Genomic DNA, 17,135 nt, shown 5'->3' with positions numbered 1-17,135 from the left:
ACTCAGGAGGATAATTTTTTATGATAGGTGGAATTAAGGGTCTTTCAAAAGAAGAACTTAAAGAAAAAATAAAGCAGGATTTTCAGCGAAAGATTATATCCCTCTTTGCAATTGATCCAAAAGAAGCAACAACTTATCAGCAATATCTTGCTCTTGGCGAGGTTATAAAAGAATATTCTTTCGAAAGATGGCTTCAGACAAACAAGTATTACAAGCAAAACGATGTAAAACAGGTGTATTATTTTTCGATAGAGTTCCTTCTTGGTAAACTTCTTGTTAACAATCTTATAAACTTAGGGATTCGTGATGTATGCAGAGAAGCTTTGAGTGAACTTGGCATAACTCTTGAAGAGATTGAAGAGGCAGAAAGAGAACCAGGACTTGGAAACGGCGGTCTTGGCAGACTTGCTGCATGTTTTTTAGATTCTATGGCATCAATGGGTCTACCTGGTCATGGAAATGGAATAAGATACCGCTACGGTCTTTTTGAACAAAAAATTCAAAACGGGTATCAGGTTGAAGTACCCGACAACTGGCTTGCAGAAGAGTATGTGTGGGAGGTAAAAAGAAGCGACAGAGCCTGCATCGTAAAGTTTGGTGGAACAGTCCGATTCGACATTGTTGATGGAAAACTAAAAGCCTTCCATGAAAACTATGAACCTGTATGGGCAATACCTTATGATATTCCTATAATAGGTTATGGTTGCAACACTGTCAACACTTTGAGGCTTTGGAGTGCAGAACCATTTGAAAATGTGTTTGACTTTGCTTCGTTTTCGAGAGGGAATTATATAAAGGCTGTGGAATACAGGTATATGGTTCAGTCCATCACTCAAGTCCTGTATCCTGATGATACAAATGAGCAAAACAGGATTTTGAGGCTCAAGCAGGAATACTTTTTTGTATCAGCCGGTGTTCAGAGTATAATAAGGACATTTAAAAAACGTAGAAAACCAATTTATGAGCTTCCAAACTATGTAATGATTCAAATCAACGACACACACCCAGCACTTGTTATACCAGAACTTATGAGGATACTAATCGACGAAGAGGGACTTCCATGGGAAGATGCATGGAATATCACAACAAAAACTGTTGCATACACAAATCATACTATAATGGTAGAAGCTCTTGAAAAGTGGCCAATTGATATGGTAAAAACTCTTCTTCCAAGGATATATACGATAATCGAAGAGATAAATAGAAGATTCTGCAGTGAAATGCTTGAACGTACTGGCGGTGACTGGCAAAAAGTATGCAATGTAGCCATTATCCATGATGGTCAAATAAACATGGCGCACTTGGCTGTTATTGGTAGCAGCTCTGTAAATGGGGTTTCAAAACTTCACACTGAAATTTTAAAGAATGAAGTTTTGAAATGTTTTTACACTATATACCCTGAAAAGTTTAACAGCAAAACAAATGGTATTACACACAGAAGATGGCTTGTTGAAGCAAACCCAGATTTGGCAAGGCTTATCTCTGAAACTTTGCAGACAGACAGGTGGATAAAAGATCCTATGCTCATGCTCAGATTCAAAGATTTTGCAGAAGATAAGCTAACACAGGAGCTTGTTGCGAATATTAAATTTAACAACAAGGTCAAACTTGCCAAGTATATAAAAGAAAAATACAACATCGTGGTTGACCCGCGTTCAATATTTGATGTGCAGGCAAAAAGACTCCATGCTTACAAACGCCAGCTTTTGAACGCTCTTCATATTTTGCATCTTTACAATATGCTAAAAGAAAATCCCAGCTTGGATATTTATCCACGAACCTTTATCTTTGCAGCAAAGGCAGCACCAGGTTATATACTTGCAAAAAAGATTATAAAGCTTATAAACTCAATTGCAGATAAAGTCAACAAAGACCCAGATGTAAAAGACAAGCTCAAAGTGGTGTTTCTGGAAAACTACTGTGTGTCTTTAGCTGAAAAGATTATCCCTGCAGCTGATGTGTCAGAGCAAATCTCAACAGCCTCAAAAGAAGCGTCTGGTACAGGCAACATGAAGTTTATGATGAACGGTGCAATTACCATTGGAACCTTAGATGGTGCAAATGTAGAAATAAAAGAAGCTGTGGGTGACGAGAACATTGTCATTTTCGGACTTTTGGCTGAAGAGGTTTTGGACTACTACAAAAATGGCGGGTATAGTAGTAGCCAGCTTTATCAAAAAGATTTGAGAATCAGAAGGCTCATTGACCAGTTAATCGGAAACTTTTTTGATGTGCCACCTGGTGAGTTTATGGATATCTACAATCACCTGATAACATACAACGATGAATACTTTGTGCTGAAAGATTTTGATTCTTACCACGAAGCTCAAATGAAAATTGATAAGCTCTACAGAAACACCAAACGCTGGCGAAAAATGATGATAATCAACATAGGAGCATCTGGAATTTTTTCAAGTGATAATACCATTCAAAAGTATGCTGATGAAATTTGGCATATAAAAAGGGTTGAAATTCCAGACTAAACTTGCATAAAAACTTAAAAAAAGGCAGGCAAAAAATTCAAAGTTCTAATGGGCCTGCCTTTTTTGTTTATTTAAAACTCTATAGCTTTTAAAAACGCATTGGCTATAATCATATGGCCTGTGAGATTTGGATGAATTCTGTCAAGCGCAAGTGCATATGAATGATAGTATTTTAAGAATTCATCAAAAGCTTCCTGAACATCAACAAATATTGCACTATGTTTTTGAGCTATTTCTTTCATTGCAAATCTGTACTCATCCATTCTCTTTCGCATAGCATCATTCTTGTTATCATCAATTATAAACGGCGACATCAAAACAAGTCCTTTTAAAGTTGGCTTTGCTTCTTCTATCAATTGGTTTAATGTTGAAACATATTCGTCTAAATATACATGACATTCAGGAATTAGAGGGTTGTCAAACTGTCTCCAAACATCATTTATACCTATCATGATAGAAAGCCAGTCAGGCTTTAAATCTAAAACATCTTTCTGCCAACGCGCTTTGAGATGCCTTACAGTATCTCCACCAACACCCATGTTTATAACTCTTATTTTGCTCTCAGGATACTTTGAAAGAAGCTGAGCTTGTACAAGAGAAACATACCCATTCCCCAAATTATTCCAATGTAGCCCTTCACCAACTGGTCTTGCTCTGCCGCAGTCTGTAATTGAATCGCCTATGAAAAGAAGTTTGCTTCCATTTTCAATCTTCATTTTTGTTGCCCACCTTCTTTTGTAATTTTACATTTCACAGCTGCTTTGCTAAAAGCGCAGCCCCAATTATACCAGCATCATTGCCCAAAACGGCAGGAATGATTTTGGGCATTGGAACCTGTTTGCAGTAGAATTTTTCATATACAAGCCTTCTCACAGGCTCTAAAAGATACTCTCCTTCTTTGCTAACTCCACCGCCAATACATATAACTTCGGGTTCAAATATATTGCAGATGTTTGCAAGGCCTTCAGCAAGGTATTTTACATACCTGTCAACAATTGCTGTACCAGTGCTGTCTCCCATTCGCTTTGCGTCAAAAGCTGTTTTTGCATCAATCTTTGAAATATCGCCATTTACAAGTTTCATGATAGTACCATTGATATTTCTTGCTGCAGCCTCTCTTGTCATACGAATAAGAGCTGTTGCAGACGCATACGCTTCCCAGCACCCTTTTCGGCCACATGTGCACTGCTCACCGTCAACACAAATCACCATATGCCCAAGCTCAGCACCTGCATGGTGCGAACCTGTGTAAATCTTACCATCAATTATAATTCCACCACCAATTCCCGTGCCAAGAGTTATTGTTACCGAAATCCTTGTGCCTTTTGCACCGCCTGCTATATACTCGCCATATGCTGCACAGTTTGCATCGTTTTCTATGTTAACAGGCTTTGGAATGTATTTTTGTATCTCTTCTCTCATAGGGACATTCAAAAACGCAATATTGTTGCTGTAAAGAATCATGCCCTTTTCATTGTCAGGTGCACCTGGACTTCCAATTCCAACAGAATGAATATCATCAAGTGTAAGTCCACATTCCTTTACAAGATTTAAAGAAAGCTCTGCCATATCCTTCATAATCTCTGTATAATGTCTGTGCGCTCCTGTTGGCACAGAACCTTTTTTTATAATCTTCCCTTCTTCATCCACAATTCCTGCTGCAATGTTTGTTCCTCCCAAGTCAATTCCTATGTAATACACTTTCTCTCTCCTTTCCAATTCTTAAGATTTTGATTTTATTATATCAACAAAAAGAGATTAAGTAAAATAGACTTTTTAGTCTTTATTTTTAGATATTTTGCATAATAAGTTTGCATAAAAATTAAATATTTTTTGTTAGCTACACGAATTGTTTTTTTTTTGATATTATGAAAACAAAGAAATTTATTACATAAAAGTGGGGTGAATGAAAATAGAAAAGTGGCTACCATTAGGAAGTGTTGTTATTCTTAAAAATGGTAGTAAACCTTTAATGATTTTTGGTAGAAAACAAATTAATGTAAAAACCCAAAAGGAATTTGATTATGTAGGATGCCTATGGCCTGAAGGCAATATAGCATCCGACTTTAATTTCTTTTTTAATAATGAAGATATTGAAAAAATTTTATTTAGAGGTTTTGAAAATGAAGTTGAAATTGAATTTAGAAAAATGCTAAAATAAGGGAGGATTGATTGGAAAAACACCATTGGAGTCAAAATTGGCGGAGTTTCTGTAGAAGTAGGCGGTTCTTTAAATGCTGGTATAGGTGGAGAGTTCAAAGTCGAGGCTGGTAAAAATGGAATTAAGTTTAAATTAGGTGGAACTCTTGGGATAGGTGGTGCCGCAATAATAGATATTAGATGGTAATTTAAATAATTTGCAAAATAACTTTATAAAGGAAGAGATACTATGAAATTAATTGGCAAGATATTCGAGTCTTTTTTTAAATATTTTGCTTTAGTTCCAGCTTTTATTGGTTTTATCGGGGGTACTATTCTTTCCATTATTAATAAATCATTTGGTGGTTTACTATTAATGTTAAGCGTTTTAGTTATCTATTTGTTTTTACCCGAATTAGCATTGCTTATTGGAAGACAGGGATTTGAGGAAGTATGGAAACAATTTAGTATTCAAGCAAAACCCGACTTTTCAAGACATTGGAAACTAACTAGAATAGCATTATTAATTTCTTCTTGTACAGCAGCATTAATTTTCATCCTGAAAACAGCTGAAACTAAAAATCTCTTTTATCTTTTTGGTATCCCAATTAGTGGTTTGTTGTTTTATCTGGTGTTGATAGCAGATAAGCTCATCCTTAGACTTATCTTAAACAAAAAATCTACAAAACAAAAATCATAAGGAGACTGAGAAATTTGAGAAGGTTGACCAAAAGTGCTATAGTAAAATTGTTGAGAATATTTGTATGGACAACACAAATTCTATTTTTAATCTTTGGAATATATTTTTCAATAACCTCAAAGAATATGTTATTTATTGAAATATTTTTAATTGTTAGTATAAGCGGTATTTTATTTTTTGAAACCATTGTCAAAAATTTTACTACAAATATCCCTGTTAAACTTAAAGTGTGGAATATGTCCAAAATATCATGGTTTATAGCCTGCGCTATCATAGCAGTGGTATTAGTAAACTATAAACCCAAAATCTCGTTGGCTTATATTCTGTTAGCAATAATCATAATAATTTTATCAATAGCAGCAGTCTTCATAATTGATATAAAAATAAAAAGTCGAAATATGAAAAAGAGCTAATCAGTGTGTGAAAAAAACACATCTGATTAGCTCTCTTTGTTTTTAAAGTAAAGTTTTCATCTTTACCTTCTCACAGCAATCTTATACTCTTTTCTAAACTTAAACTCTTCCTGCTTGCCTTTGTTCCAGCACTGAACAGGTCTGTAGTAGCCCACAACTCTTGAGTAAACCTCACATTCTTTCCCACAGGTTGGACAGCTAAAGTGCTCACCTGCAACATAGCCATGGTCTGGGCATACAGAGAATGTCGGTGTTATTGTGTAGTATGGAATTCTATAGTTGTATGCAATCTTTTTGACTATCTCTTTGCAAACCTCAATATCGTCAATCTTCTCACCAACAAAGCCGTGTAAAACAGTTCCACCTGTGTAGCGAATCTGAAGCTCTTCTTGATGGTCCAAAGCTGTAAATATATCATCTGTGTAATCAACAGGAAGCTGGGTTGAGTTTGTGTAAAATGGCTCGTCTTTGCCTGATGTAATTATGTCCGGGAACATCTGCTTGTCTTTTCTTGCAAGCCTGTAAGAGGTTCCTTCTGCAGGTGTTGCCTCAAGGTTGTAAAGAATTCCTGTCTCTTCCTGGTACTTTATAATTCTTTCTCTCATAAAGTCAAGCACTTTTATAGCAAACTCTCTTCCCTCTTTTGTATCAATACCAACGCCCATGAAGTTAAGCAGGCTTTCGTGCATTCCAACAATTCCTATTGTGTTGAAGTGATTCTTCCAGTACTCACCAAATCGTGCATAGATGTCGCGCAGATAAAATCTTGAATATGGATACAAACCTTTCTTGGTAAGATCTTCTAATACCTCTCTTTTTATCTCAAGGCTTGTCTTTGCAATGTCCATAAGCCTTGCAAGTCTTTCAAAGTATTCATCTTCAGATTTTGAAAGATACCCTATTCTTGGCAGGTTAATTGTGACAACCCCAATAGAACCAGTCAATGGATTTGCACCAAAAAGACCTCCACCACGTTTTCTGAGTTCACGGTTATCCAATCTTAATCTGCAACACATGCTTCTGGCATCTTCGGGTTTCATATCCGAATTTATAAAATTGCTGAAGTAAGGAAGACCATACTTTGCTGTCATCTCCATTATCTTGTTTACGACTGGGCTGTCCCAGTCAAAGTCCTTTGTGATGTTGTATGTTGGAATCGGGAATGAGAAAATTCTCCCTTTTGCGTCCCCTTCCATCATAACCTCAGCAAATGCCATGTTGAACATATCCATCTCGCGCTGAAATTCTTTATAGGTCCTGTCCATAATCTGCCCGCCAATGATAACAGGCTCATCCTTTAAAGTGGAAGGAGGTACCAAATCCAAGGTTATATTTGTAAATGGACTCTGGAAACCTACCCTTGTTGGCACGTTTGTATTGAACACAAACTCTTGCAGAGCCTGTTTTACATCAGAGTATGTGAGCTTGTCGTAGTATATAAAAGGTGCAAGGTATGTGTCAAAGTTAGAAAAAGCCTGTGCACCTGCTGCCTCACCTTGAAGTGTATAGAAGAAGTTTACAATCTGACCAAGAGCACTTCTAAAGTGTTTTGCAGGCTTTGATGCAACTTTTCCTTCAACTCCTGTAAAGCCATTCAAAAGAAGGTCTCTCAAATCCCAGCCACAGCAGTATACTCCAAGCACACCCAAATCATGAAGATGAAAATCACCGTTTATATGCGCCTCTGCAACCTCTTTTGGATATATCTTGTTTAGCCAGTACTTTGAAATAACTGCTGTTGATATGTGGTTGTTCAGCCCCTGGAGAGAATAGCTCATGTTGCTGTTTTCATTTACTCTCCAGTCCATCTTGCCAATGTACTGGTCAACTGTGTTTTCAATGTCCAAAAACAGGTTTTTGAACTCTCTCATATCCTGATGCTGTTTTCTGTAGAGAATATAAGCCTTTGCTGTCTTTGCATGACCGTTTTCTATCAAAACCTTTTCCACTATATCCTGAATATCCTCTACATGCGGAATTGAATAGCCGAATTTTTGCTCTAAGATTTCAATAACTTGGTCTGTAAGCTTTTCAGCAATTGAGTAGTCAGAACCACCAACAGCCTTTGCAGCTTTAAATATAGCATTTTCGATTTTCTTTCTGTCAAAGTCAACTATAGTCCCATCCCTTTTCATTACCTTTGTAATCATCGCTATCTTTCTCCCTTCAATTGCTTTTTCAGAATTTAAAAGTTTCTAAAAACTCAAAAGCCTTTTAATGAATCAATAACCACTATATATTGTGTCGTTATTTTTCATCCAGCACAATATATTATATTCCAACCTCATTTCCAAATCAATGGAGAACAAAAAATTTTTTAAAAAACAAAAGGCAGGCATATTCTAAAAAATTGGTGCCTGCCTTTTACTCAAACCATTTCAATTGCGTTTTTAGGACATACCAATTTGCAGCTTTCGCATTTTATACAGTTTACACTTTCAATGTTTCCATTTTCCTTGAAATAACAAACTTCCACTTCCATCGGACAATTTTTGTTGCAAAGCTTGCAGCTTACACATTTTTGGGCATCTATCTTGAGCATCCCTCTTTTTTTGCCCACAACTCCGCTAACTGTTCCCATCGGACATAAAACACACCATGTTCTTGCTCTAAATAAAATTCCCAAAATTATTGCAATCAAAGTTGTAACCCATAAAAGCATCACAACACCTTTTGTGAATCTCTCTAAATCTCCCCCGCTTAAAATAGCATTCGCACTCATCATCACAACAAAAAATGTAAGCATAAATGCTTTTGCAACCTTTGATTTTAAAACTGCAGGAATATTTTTATTAAAGCTTGCCTTTGCAATAAACTCATCTAAAAATACACCTCTTGGGCAAAACCTGTAGCACCAGTACCTTCCTTTGTAAAAACTCAGCAAAACGCTACCTATCATGCACACAAATGCAAACAAACCTACTTTCGGATAAAAAAGTCCGCCTATTAAAACTCCAAAAAATACAAAAGTCAAAAATATCTTTGCAATGTGACTTTTGTCCATCTTCAATCTTTTTTCATCTCTTCTTTCCAGTATTTCCATCTCACATACCCCCCTCACTTTTTTCTTTTGTGTTATATGTAATCCAGACATTTTTTATACCATGGGTATGTATTGTATGTCAATTAGAAGCCCTTTATGAAATTTGCTAATAAATGTGAAAAATAAATTTTCTAAATTGCACAATCAGTTTAGTTTTGCTGTAAATTTCGAAACTAAATTACCCTTTCATAAATCTGATGTTTTATGTTAAAATATCACTAAATCTATTTTTGACCTTATCGACTTGGATCAGCAATCAAATTGTGAATAACCATATCAGAACACCATAAAACAATGCTATACACTAAATTTTGAAGGAGGGGTTTTTGGTGGAAAGCTTTATTCAGAACATGTTTGCAGAGAGAATTGGCGGAAGCAAATTTGGTAAAGAAACCATTCTTTATAAGTTTGAAAAGATTAAAAGGGCAAAGGCAAAAGCAAAAGAGCTTCACCCTGACATGGAACTCATTGATATGGGTGTCGGTGAACCTGATGAAAAAGCTGACATGGGTATAATTGGAACGCTTGCCTATGAAGCAGGAAAAGATGAAAACAGAGGGTATGCCGACAATGGAATCTATGAATTTAAAGTGGCAGCTGCCAAATACTTAGAAAGAGTGTACGGCGTCAAAGGAATTAACCCTGATACAGAGGTAAACCATGCAATTGGTTCAAAGTCAGCCTTAGCACTTTTGCCCTATGCATTTATAAACCCTGGTGATGTAACAATAATGACAGTACCAGGCTACCCTGTTTTAGGAACAATCACAAAATGGCTTGGTGGCGAAGTGTATAACGTGCCACTTTTGAAAGAGAATAATTTCCTGCCAGATTTGTCATCAATCCCGGCTGACATAAGAAAAAGGGCAAAACTTATGTATTTGAACTATCCTAACAATCCATGCGGTGCTGTTGCAACAAAAGAGTTTTTTGAAGAGGTCGTAAAATTCGCAATGGAAAACAACATAATAGTTGTGCACGATGCAGCATATGCAGCTTTGGTGTTTGACGGTTACAAGCCACTATCCTTCTTGTCGGTTGAAGGGGCAAAAGAAGTTGGTGTTGAGATTCATTCTCTATCTAAAGCATACAATATGACCGGGTGGCGACTTGCATTTGTTGCAGGAAATGAGCTTGTTGTAAAGGCATTCGCAGCTGTCAAAGACAACAACGATTCTGGTCAGTTCAAGGCTATACAAAAAGCAGGAATTTATGCACTGGAACATCCTGAGATCACTGAGAAAATCAATGAAAAATATTCACGCCGTCATGACCTTCTTGTAAAAACATTAAGAGATCTTGGTTTTGATGCTCAAAAGCCAAAGGGGTCTTTCTATTTGTACGTTGAGATTCCAAAGGGAATTAAAAATGGCCGAAGGTTTGAGACAGCTGAAGAGTTTTCGGAATACTTAATCACTGAAAAGTGCATCTCAACAGTTCCATGGGACGACGCAGGACATTTTGTGAGGTTATCTGTCACATTTGAAGCAAAGACACCTGAGGACGAAATAAAAGTTATGGAAGAGCTCAAGAAAAGACTTTCTGATGTGGAATTTGAATTTTAGGAGGTTTTTTTGATGATTGTTACAACAACTCCCTCTATTGAGGGCAAAAAAATTGTGGAATATAAAGGAATTGTGAGCAGTGAAGTAATTGTAGGAGTCAATCTTGTAAAAGACTTTATAGCTTCTATCACAGACATATTTGGCGGAAGGTCTGGAACATATGAAAATGAGCTTATAAGGGCAAGAGAAGAAGCTCTGCAAGAACTTCAAAATAGGGCTGCAATGCTTGGTGCAAATGCAGTTGTTGGAATTGATATAGACTATGAAGTTTTGGGGGCAAATGGAAGTATGCTGATGGTTTCAGTTACAGGAACTGCAGTTGTTGTGGAATAAACTCTTTAATAGGTGAGAGAAAATGAAAGATAAACTTTTAGTTGTTGACATTGGCAATACTAATATTGTGTTCGGTGTTTACAAAGGGAAAGATTTAATAGCGAGTTACAGGATGAAGACTGATAAAGAAAAGGCTGCAGATGAATTTGGAATACTTATGACACAGATGCTTCTGTACAGTGGTATAAACCCAGCTGAAATAATGGATGTTATAATTTCTTCTGTTGTACCACCAATTATGTATTCGTTTGAAAGAGCAATACAAAAGTATTTTGGAACAAATCCTATGGTGGTGGGTCCAGGCATCAAGACGGGACTGAACATCAAAACTGAAAACCCGAAAGAGGTTGGTTCAGATAGAATTGTCAATGCTGTTGCGGTAAATGAACTTTACGGAGGTCCAGCAGTAATAATTGATTTCGGAACAGCAACAACTTTCTGTGCTCTCTCAAGAAAATCAGAATACTTAGGTGGTGCAATTGCACCAGGTATTAAAATCTCGGCAGAGGCACTTTTTTCTCATGCAAGCAGGCTCCACAGAATAGAACTTCAAAAGCCACCAAGTGTAATTGGCAAAAATACAGTACATGCTATGCAGTCTGGTATCCTCTATGGTTATGTCGGTCTTGTTGATTACATGGTAAACAGGATAAAAGAAGAAATGAGTGAGATAAATGCAAAGGTCGTTGCAACAGGTGGTCTTGCAAGGCTTATTGCTGAAGAGTCAAAAACAATTCAGATTGTAAATCCTACCTTGACATTAGAAGGACTCAGGATAATATACTATAAAAACAAACAGATGTCAATTTAAAAATGCTAAAATAAACACGGGGCAATAAAACCTTAAAAAAAACAGCAGGTTTTGTTGCCCCTTCTTTTTATATCAGTTTTTCAAGCCACCTAATAAAATCATAGTGAAATTCTTTTTCTGCAATAACTTCATGAAGCTTGTTTGTAAATGCTTTTTCAGACCAGCTCTTTTTACCATTATAATATCTGTTGCATGTTTTCCAATATCTGTAGGGAAAAAGCAGGATTATATAGACAAGTTCAAGCTCGTCTTTGTTCAGCGGCGATACATTTGAATACCAGTTCAAGATGCTCTCACCTGTTTTTATGTCCCAGTGAATCCTTTTTAACACCTTTTGCATAAAGCTTGTGAGGTCAACTATTCGAAGGTCATAGGTAAGATAATCAAAGTCTATTATATACACATCACCATCGTGAGTGTAGAGAATATTGTGGTAAGAGTAATCTCTGTGAATAAATCCTCTTTTTTCTCTTGCCTCATCACAAAGTTTTAAGTAATTTGAATTTTTAAGTTTTTCAAGCGCTTCCTTTGCAAGATCAAAATAATATGAGTATGTAAATAAATACTCGTAATCAAACATGCTCTTTTTTTTCTCTGCCATCTTTCTCATACGCAAAAATTCATTGCAGCGCTTTTCAAACTTAGTCAAAAGTTTTCCCAAATCATCTCTGACCCTTGCACCTTCGGGAACATTTGTATAACCTATAGATGCCTCGTGCATCATAGCAAGTTTTTCTGTCGCAGCTTTCAATTCTATCGGGTTTTCAAGTTCACACTCTCTCGCGTCAATCCAGTCTGTCAGAACATAGATTTCATCACCCAACATAACATAAGGCAAGCCTTCCTTGCTTAAATTAAACCTGTCAATGTCTATAAATCCTCTTGAAACAAGGTGTTCTTTGCCCCCGTGAATAAACAAAAGCGTTTCTATCGAATAATCTACTCTTTTAAAACACTTAAGACCTCTGTCTGTTGAAAGAACCAAAATGTCACGGATAGGCATAAAATAAAAAACCTCTATATCAAAAAATTGAGTTATCTCCTCTCTCAGAGCAATCATAACAAAAACACCTCCCACTAAAAACTATATGATCACACAGCTTTTTTAATGCAGGGAGGCTAAAATTTTATCTTTATATTGTTCTTTTTCACATAAAATTGTAAATTTTTCTTCAAATTCTTCAGACGCCCAGTCCAAATCTCTAAATCTTATAATTTTTTTTAGAAGAGAGAAATACTCATATGGCAGAAGTATCATAGCCAATACTAAACATTTTTTGTAATTATCATATGAGGTAACATAAAATTTATTTATACATTCTTCAAAATCAAAATTTTTATCTATTTTAATCAGGCTTTTCACAAACGTGGCTATGTCCTTTTCACGCACATTTAGTTCTAAGTTAAACATATTTGCAAGTCTTAATTTACTGTAACATTTGTATATGTTGTAAATAGTTAGTTTGCCATGTATGAATCTATTTTCTTGCATGCTGCGCGATATTACCTCAAGATACCTGTCATCTTCTAAAATTTCTAACGCTTTTTTTACATATTCGATGTTTAAGTCAATTGTCCTCAAAATTATGTTTCTCAGCTTTTCATTTTTTATGAGCTGAGGTTTTTCTTTCAGCTTAACGAACATCGAATACATATTCCGTGCAGTAATCCTATCTTTTCCATATTGAACATTGTATCTTGCACCTACAGCTGATTTTAAGTTGGTAGACGCTGCATGAAAAGAATTTATAAATTCAATACAGCTGATCACCTGTTTTTCAGAAAGTTCAACCGGTTCTTTTTTAAAATGTTCTATCAGCACATATGTCACCTTGTCAATTCTCAGATAAGGACAACCATCCTTTGTGGGAATAATCTTCTCAAAATTGACAAATCTGTTGTCTTTTAAATGCTGATGGCAGTGAAATATAAAGACAATTTCTGCTGGCGACATTTTAGTCTTTTTCAAAAGGTATTCTTCTTTGCCTGTTTTTAATAAATATCCATCTTTGAACTTCTTGAGCTCTTTTATGTCAAAGCCATAGTGAAGCTTAAATTTTTGTTTCAATGCCATTTAAAAATCCCTCCCGCAAATTCCTTAATTATCATCTCCTTTTCTTCTTGTATTCTTTCTGATCCTTTAAGTCTTTTGAGAAAATACTCTTCTGTCCACGGTTGTTTTTCGAAATAGTACTGAAGTCCAATTTGCCAAATCTCTTGCGGGAAATACATCAAAATCCAAAATGTTTGCAACCAGAATTTATTTAAGATATTTTTATCCTGTAGAAATTTTAAATAAATTCTAAACATATTTCTGTCCCAATCATTTGTTTTCAAAACCCTCACACCAAGGTTTGCAAAGTCATGTACACTATAATCTACCATCGCATAATCGAAGTCGATAAGGTATACACCTTTTTCAGAAAATATAAAATTGTGATGAGCAGGATCATGATGAATTAATACCTTTTGATTCTCTTCTTTGAAGTAGTCTTCAATTTTTTTTATCATATGTATGCTTTCCACAAATCTATCTTCAAATCTACTTAGAACATTCAAAAATATCTCATCAAAATAGCTAAGATTATCTTTTTGATGTATAATATTCTTCATTTGGATAACTTGTGAATACTTTCTACAAAACACTTCTTGATAAGATGGATAAAAACTATCTTTTATTTCCTCAGCAAAAGAAAGTGAGGCTAAATGAAGGTGATACAAGATTGAAACTACTCTTCTCAAGTCATAAACATTTCTGAAATCTGCACTTCTGCCATCTATCCACTTACATAGAAGATAAACCTTTTTGTTTTCATCTAAAAAATAAAAGCCACCGTCAATGGTCTTCTGAAAATCAATCAGGTGGCTTTTAAAACTTGTATTTTTCAGGTGTGAAAAAATCTTGATAATAAAATCAACATAGTCTTTGGCAACTCTACTGACCTTCAAAAAAAATTCTTTACCATCCTTTGTCTTCACAAAATAGGCATTAGATTTTATTTGTTTTATTTCATCTATCTTTATATAATAATTCTCTTCAACTAACTTAAGTTCAGGTGTTCCCATGAAAATATACATTTTTCATTGCTCAATTTCATTATATGGCAAGTCTGCAGTGAGTGTTAATCAAAAAGAATAGTAAACTTCTCTGCAAACTTGAATGGATGGTAAGACATCTTTGCCTTCCTTATTCCCTCCTTACCCAAATCTTCTTCACGGTTTACAAATTCATAATTCTGCCAAAACTCTGCTAAGAATTTTTGGTTAATAAAAGCATAAAGCCCTTCAACATCCGGGTCTGCCTTTTCTATATGTATGACCACTGTATTTTTATTTAAAGGTTCTCCAAACGTGAAGGCTTTTATTCTGCCATCAATAAAAATTACCATACCTTCATAAGAAAGTTTTTCAAAATTTCTTATAGCCCTTTCTATAGCCATTTTTTCAAATGTAAGCCCTATATCCTCCTTCCCATTTCTCTTTTCGTACCATTCACATTCAAAGTCCCAGCAAAGCTTTACAATTTCTTCATCTATTTTTTTCCACTCATATCTCTCTGAATAGAGTCTTAAAAACTTGTTAATATGATTCTTTTTGGGATGATATTTTTTTCCTTTTAGCTGAACCAAATCTTCAACTCTGTAAACATAGTCAGAAAGGTCTCTTTCAAAAATACTTTTGAACTCCATTTTACACTCAGAAAGCATATCTATTGTCTTTTTAGAAGCTCTTTTTATCATGAAATTATATCCTTCAGATTCAAAAAAACTTCTGGCTTTTTCAATAACAATGGGAAGTTTGTCTAAATCTTTGCCCACAGGTCCATGTAAAAAAGGTGGCTGATTGTACGGCTTTGCCATGATGAGCAAAAATCCATCTTCCTCAGTAAAATGAATATCATAAAACGGATCCCACATAAAGAGGTTTGTAAATGTCAGGTCAGCAATCTCAGGCTCAAATTCGGCAAAATATTGGTCAAAAATGCTTTTGTGTGAAATGTCTATTTTGTAAAATTTCATATTTTCTACCCCCATATCGATACAAAAGTTTTGAATAAAACACAAATAAAATATATAATATCATATAGAAGGTTTCTGCAATCCATAAAAATAAAGGATGGTAGACAATGGCTACATATGTAGTGTTGTACTGTTTGTACTTCTTAAAAGTATTTTTTCTTGTAAGCCTGATTTTAAGTTTGTTTGGGATATGTTACAGCATAAAAAAAGTTGTGGTTGTGAGTTTTATTCAAGCTTTCTGGGATACCATTGTATTTGGCAACCATATAAATCTTATGCTGGGACTTATACTTATGACTACTTGCTTAATACTTTTGTATATCTTATACCTCAGACTTCTACCCTTATATGGTATCATCTTGGGACTTATTTCGCAATCCTTATGTCTGACATTGAAATTTGGAGGTTATTCAATAATTAGTACAATTGCTAATAATCTCTCGCTCACACCATCAGTGCTTGCATGTGATATCACAACACTTGTAATTGAGATAGCTGTTATGAGCGTACTTCTTGCTATTATAAAGAGTAGAAACTACTTGGTATTTGAAATTTGCAAAATATTGCCTTCGCATATTGATAAAGGGAATGAGGTAAAGTATGAAGAAAAGTGACCATACAAAGCTTTTGATATCAATGCTTTTTTTGCTTGCACTTATTATCCTTTTGCTCATCTATTCGATATACTTTATAAACACAGAATTCATAAAACATCAAAAGATACCTCAGTGGCAAAGAACGCTTGTTATATATTCTTTTACTCTGCTTGCAATTTTAAATTTGTACACTGTAAAAAACCTTTTTTCAGCACTAAGTATACTAAAGGCAACTCAGGTTTATAAAGACAATATAAAATCATTAGACAATTTTATAAACATCTTAAGAGCTCAAAGACATGAATTTAACAACCACCTTCAAATTATATGGGGACTTATTTGTGTTGGAAAATATGATGATGCCATTCGTTATATTGAGCAAATCAGCGAAAATCTTAAAAATACATCAAAATTTTACGGACTTGGATGTGCAGAACTTTCTGCTTTGATATTTGCAAAAAGTGCTTTGGCTGAGAAGTACGATATAAATTTTAAATTTCATTACAGCGTAGACTTTAGCAATCTCAAGTTTGATTCAATGGACCTTATAAATATCTGCGGCAACTTAATTGACAACGCATTTTACTACGCCAAATCTTCATTTTCAAAATATGTCGGACTTAATATAGAAGATGAAGGTAATCAAATTGAAATCACTGTAACAAATTCGGGGTCATATATAGACAAATGTAAAAAGGATAGAATATTTGAACTTGGATATTCTACAAAAAATTCAAGTGGTCTTGGTCTTTTCATTGTAAAATCAACAGTTGAGAAATACAAAGGTAAAATTGATGTTTTCTCTGAATACAGAGCACTTGACAAAATGGAAGAAGGATATACAACCTTTACAGTCACACTGCCAAAAAAAATATAACCTCTTCAGCTTTTCACTTGAAGAGGTTATATTTTATTTCAACTAATCTATCTTTCATTTCCTGGCGGAGAAGGAGGGACTCGAACCCTCGCGCCGGTTTTACCCGACCTACGCCCTTAGCAGGGGCGCCTCTTCACCACTTGAGTACTTCTCCGC

At 35.2% G+C, this 17,135-nt stretch carries 17 protein-coding genes and 1 tRNA gene; 9 read left to right on the top strand and 9 right to left on the bottom strand.

The annotated features are described in order from the left end of the window. Positions 1-20: 20 nt before the first annotated feature. Positions 21-2,483 carry a glycogen/starch/alpha-glucan phosphorylase gene (locus ATHE_RS02745; protein WP_015907135.1) on the top strand — a complete coding sequence of 821 codons (2,463 nt, stop codon included), beginning with the start codon at positions 21-23 and terminating at the stop codon, positions 2,481-2,483. Between the two features lie 71 nt (positions 2,484-2,554). On the opposite strand, the gene ATHE_RS02740 is transcribed toward ATHE_RS02745, so the two are convergent. Then, a complete protein-coding gene (locus ATHE_RS02740; protein WP_015907134.1) occupies positions 2,555-3,199 on the bottom strand; it encodes an SGNH/GDSL hydrolase family protein in 645 nt (214 codons plus the stop codon). 34 nt (positions 3,200-3,233) lie between these two features. Then, the gene (locus ATHE_RS02735) at positions 3,234-4,184 is read right to left on the bottom strand and encodes an ROK family protein (protein WP_015907133.1); all 951 of its coding nucleotides are present in this window, start codon (positions 4,182-4,184) and stop codon (positions 3,234-3,236) included. Positions 4,185-4,389: 205 nt separating this feature from the next. Here ATHE_RS02735 and ATHE_RS02730 point away from each other — a divergent pair, with 205 nt between their 5' ends. From ATHE_RS02730 to ATHE_RS02720, 3 genes are all read left to right on the top strand, one after another. Beyond that, entirely contained in the window at positions 4,390-4,644 is a 255-nt protein-coding gene (locus ATHE_RS02730; protein ID WP_013289825.1) for a DUF4176 domain-containing protein, read from the top strand. A gap of 228 nt (positions 4,645-4,872) precedes the next feature. Further along, positions 4,873-5,322 carry a hypothetical protein gene (locus ATHE_RS02725; RefSeq protein ID WP_015907132.1) on the top strand — a complete coding sequence of 150 codons (450 nt, stop codon included), beginning with the start codon at positions 4,873-4,875 and terminating at the stop codon, positions 5,320-5,322. A gap of 14 nt (positions 5,323-5,336) precedes the next feature. Continuing rightward, positions 5,337-5,735: a hypothetical protein gene (locus tag ATHE_RS02720; RefSeq protein WP_015907131.1), complete on the top strand. Its 399-nt coding sequence runs from the start codon at positions 5,337-5,339 to the stop codon at positions 5,733-5,735. 62 nt (positions 5,736-5,797) lie between these two features. Here the strand turns inward: ATHE_RS02720 and ATHE_RS02715 are convergent, their stop codons facing one another. Further along, positions 5,798-7,885: a ribonucleoside triphosphate reductase gene (locus tag ATHE_RS02715; RefSeq protein WP_015907130.1), complete on the bottom strand. Its 2,088-nt coding sequence runs from the start codon at positions 7,883-7,885 to the stop codon at positions 5,798-5,800. 218 nt (positions 7,886-8,103) lie between these two features. Continuing rightward, positions 8,104-8,778, bottom strand: coding sequence for a 4Fe-4S binding protein (locus ATHE_RS02710; protein WP_015907129.1), 675 nt, complete (start codon positions 8,776-8,778; stop codon positions 8,104-8,106). A 329-nt stretch (positions 8,779-9,107) separates the two neighbouring features. On the opposite strand from ATHE_RS02710, the gene ATHE_RS02705 reads away from it, so the two are divergent. Genes ATHE_RS02705 through ATHE_RS02695 form a run of 3 tightly spaced genes read left to right on the top strand, consistent with a single transcriptional unit; the run spans position 9,108 to position 11,487 of the window. Continuing rightward, positions 9,108-10,343 carry an LL-diaminopimelate aminotransferase gene (locus ATHE_RS02705; protein ID WP_015907128.1) on the top strand — a complete coding sequence of 412 codons (1,236 nt, stop codon included), beginning with the start codon at positions 9,108-9,110 and terminating at the stop codon, positions 10,341-10,343. A 12-nt stretch (positions 10,344-10,355) separates the two neighbouring features. Continuing rightward, on the top strand, positions 10,356-10,676 hold the full coding sequence (locus tag ATHE_RS02700; protein WP_013431005.1) for a heavy metal-binding domain-containing protein: 321 nt from the start codon (positions 10,356-10,358) through the stop codon (positions 10,674-10,676). Positions 10,677-10,698: 22 nt separating this feature from the next. Next, complete coding sequence (locus tag ATHE_RS02695) at positions 10,699-11,487, top strand: type III pantothenate kinase (protein ID WP_015907127.1); 789 nt, start codon at positions 10,699-10,701, stop codon at positions 11,485-11,487. A gap of 67 nt (positions 11,488-11,554) precedes the next feature. Here ATHE_RS02695 and ATHE_RS02690 read toward each other — a convergent pair whose 3' ends face one another. Genes ATHE_RS02690 through ATHE_RS02675 form a run of 4 tightly spaced genes read right to left on the bottom strand, consistent with a single transcriptional unit; the run spans position 11,555 to position 15,506 of the window. Beyond that, complete coding sequence (locus ATHE_RS02690) at positions 11,555-12,547, bottom strand: CotS family spore coat protein (RefSeq protein WP_015907126.1); 993 nt, start codon at positions 12,545-12,547, stop codon at positions 11,555-11,557. 45 nt (positions 12,548-12,592) lie between these two features. Beyond that, on the bottom strand, positions 12,593-13,561 hold the full coding sequence (locus ATHE_RS02685; RefSeq protein WP_015907125.1) for a protein kinase family protein: 969 nt from the start codon (positions 13,559-13,561) through the stop codon (positions 12,593-12,595). Further along, complete coding sequence (locus ATHE_RS02680; RefSeq protein ID WP_041727051.1) at positions 13,552-14,553, bottom strand: CotS family spore coat protein; 1,002 nt, start codon at positions 14,551-14,553, stop codon at positions 13,552-13,554. Before ATHE_RS02680 ends, ATHE_RS02685 begins: the two co-directional genes overlap by 10 nt. 56 nt (positions 14,554-14,609) lie before the next feature. Further along, positions 14,610-15,506 (bottom strand): DUF2156 domain-containing protein, encoded by an 897-nt coding sequence (locus ATHE_RS02675; protein ID WP_015907123.1) that lies wholly within the window; start codon positions 15,504-15,506, stop codon positions 14,610-14,612. Positions 15,507-15,613: 107 nt separating this feature from the next. Here ATHE_RS02675 and ATHE_RS02670 point away from each other — a divergent pair, with 107 nt between their 5' ends. Both ATHE_RS02670 and ATHE_RS02665 read left to right on the top strand, forming a co-directional pair. Next, a complete protein-coding gene (locus tag ATHE_RS02670; RefSeq protein ID WP_013431011.1) occupies positions 15,614-16,120 on the top strand; it encodes a hypothetical protein in 507 nt (168 codons plus the stop codon). Beyond that, the gene (locus ATHE_RS02665) at positions 16,107-16,979 is read left to right on the top strand and encodes a sensor histidine kinase (protein ID WP_015907122.1); all 873 of its coding nucleotides are present in this window, start codon (positions 16,107-16,109) and stop codon (positions 16,977-16,979) included. Before ATHE_RS02670 ends, ATHE_RS02665 begins: the two co-directional genes overlap by 14 nt. A gap of 62 nt (positions 16,980-17,041) precedes the next feature. Here the strand turns inward: ATHE_RS02665 and ATHE_RS02660 are convergent. Next, positions 17,042-17,133 (bottom strand) — tRNA-Ser (locus ATHE_RS02660). Positions 17,134-17,135 lie beyond the last annotated feature (2 nt).

Source organism: Caldicellulosiruptor bescii DSM 6725 (genome assembly GCF_000022325.1).
Taxonomy (GTDB): Bacteria; Bacillota; Thermoanaerobacteria; order Caldicellulosiruptorales; family Caldicellulosiruptoraceae; genus Caldicellulosiruptor; species Caldicellulosiruptor bescii.
This window is presented reverse-complemented; position numbering and strand designations above follow the sequence as displayed.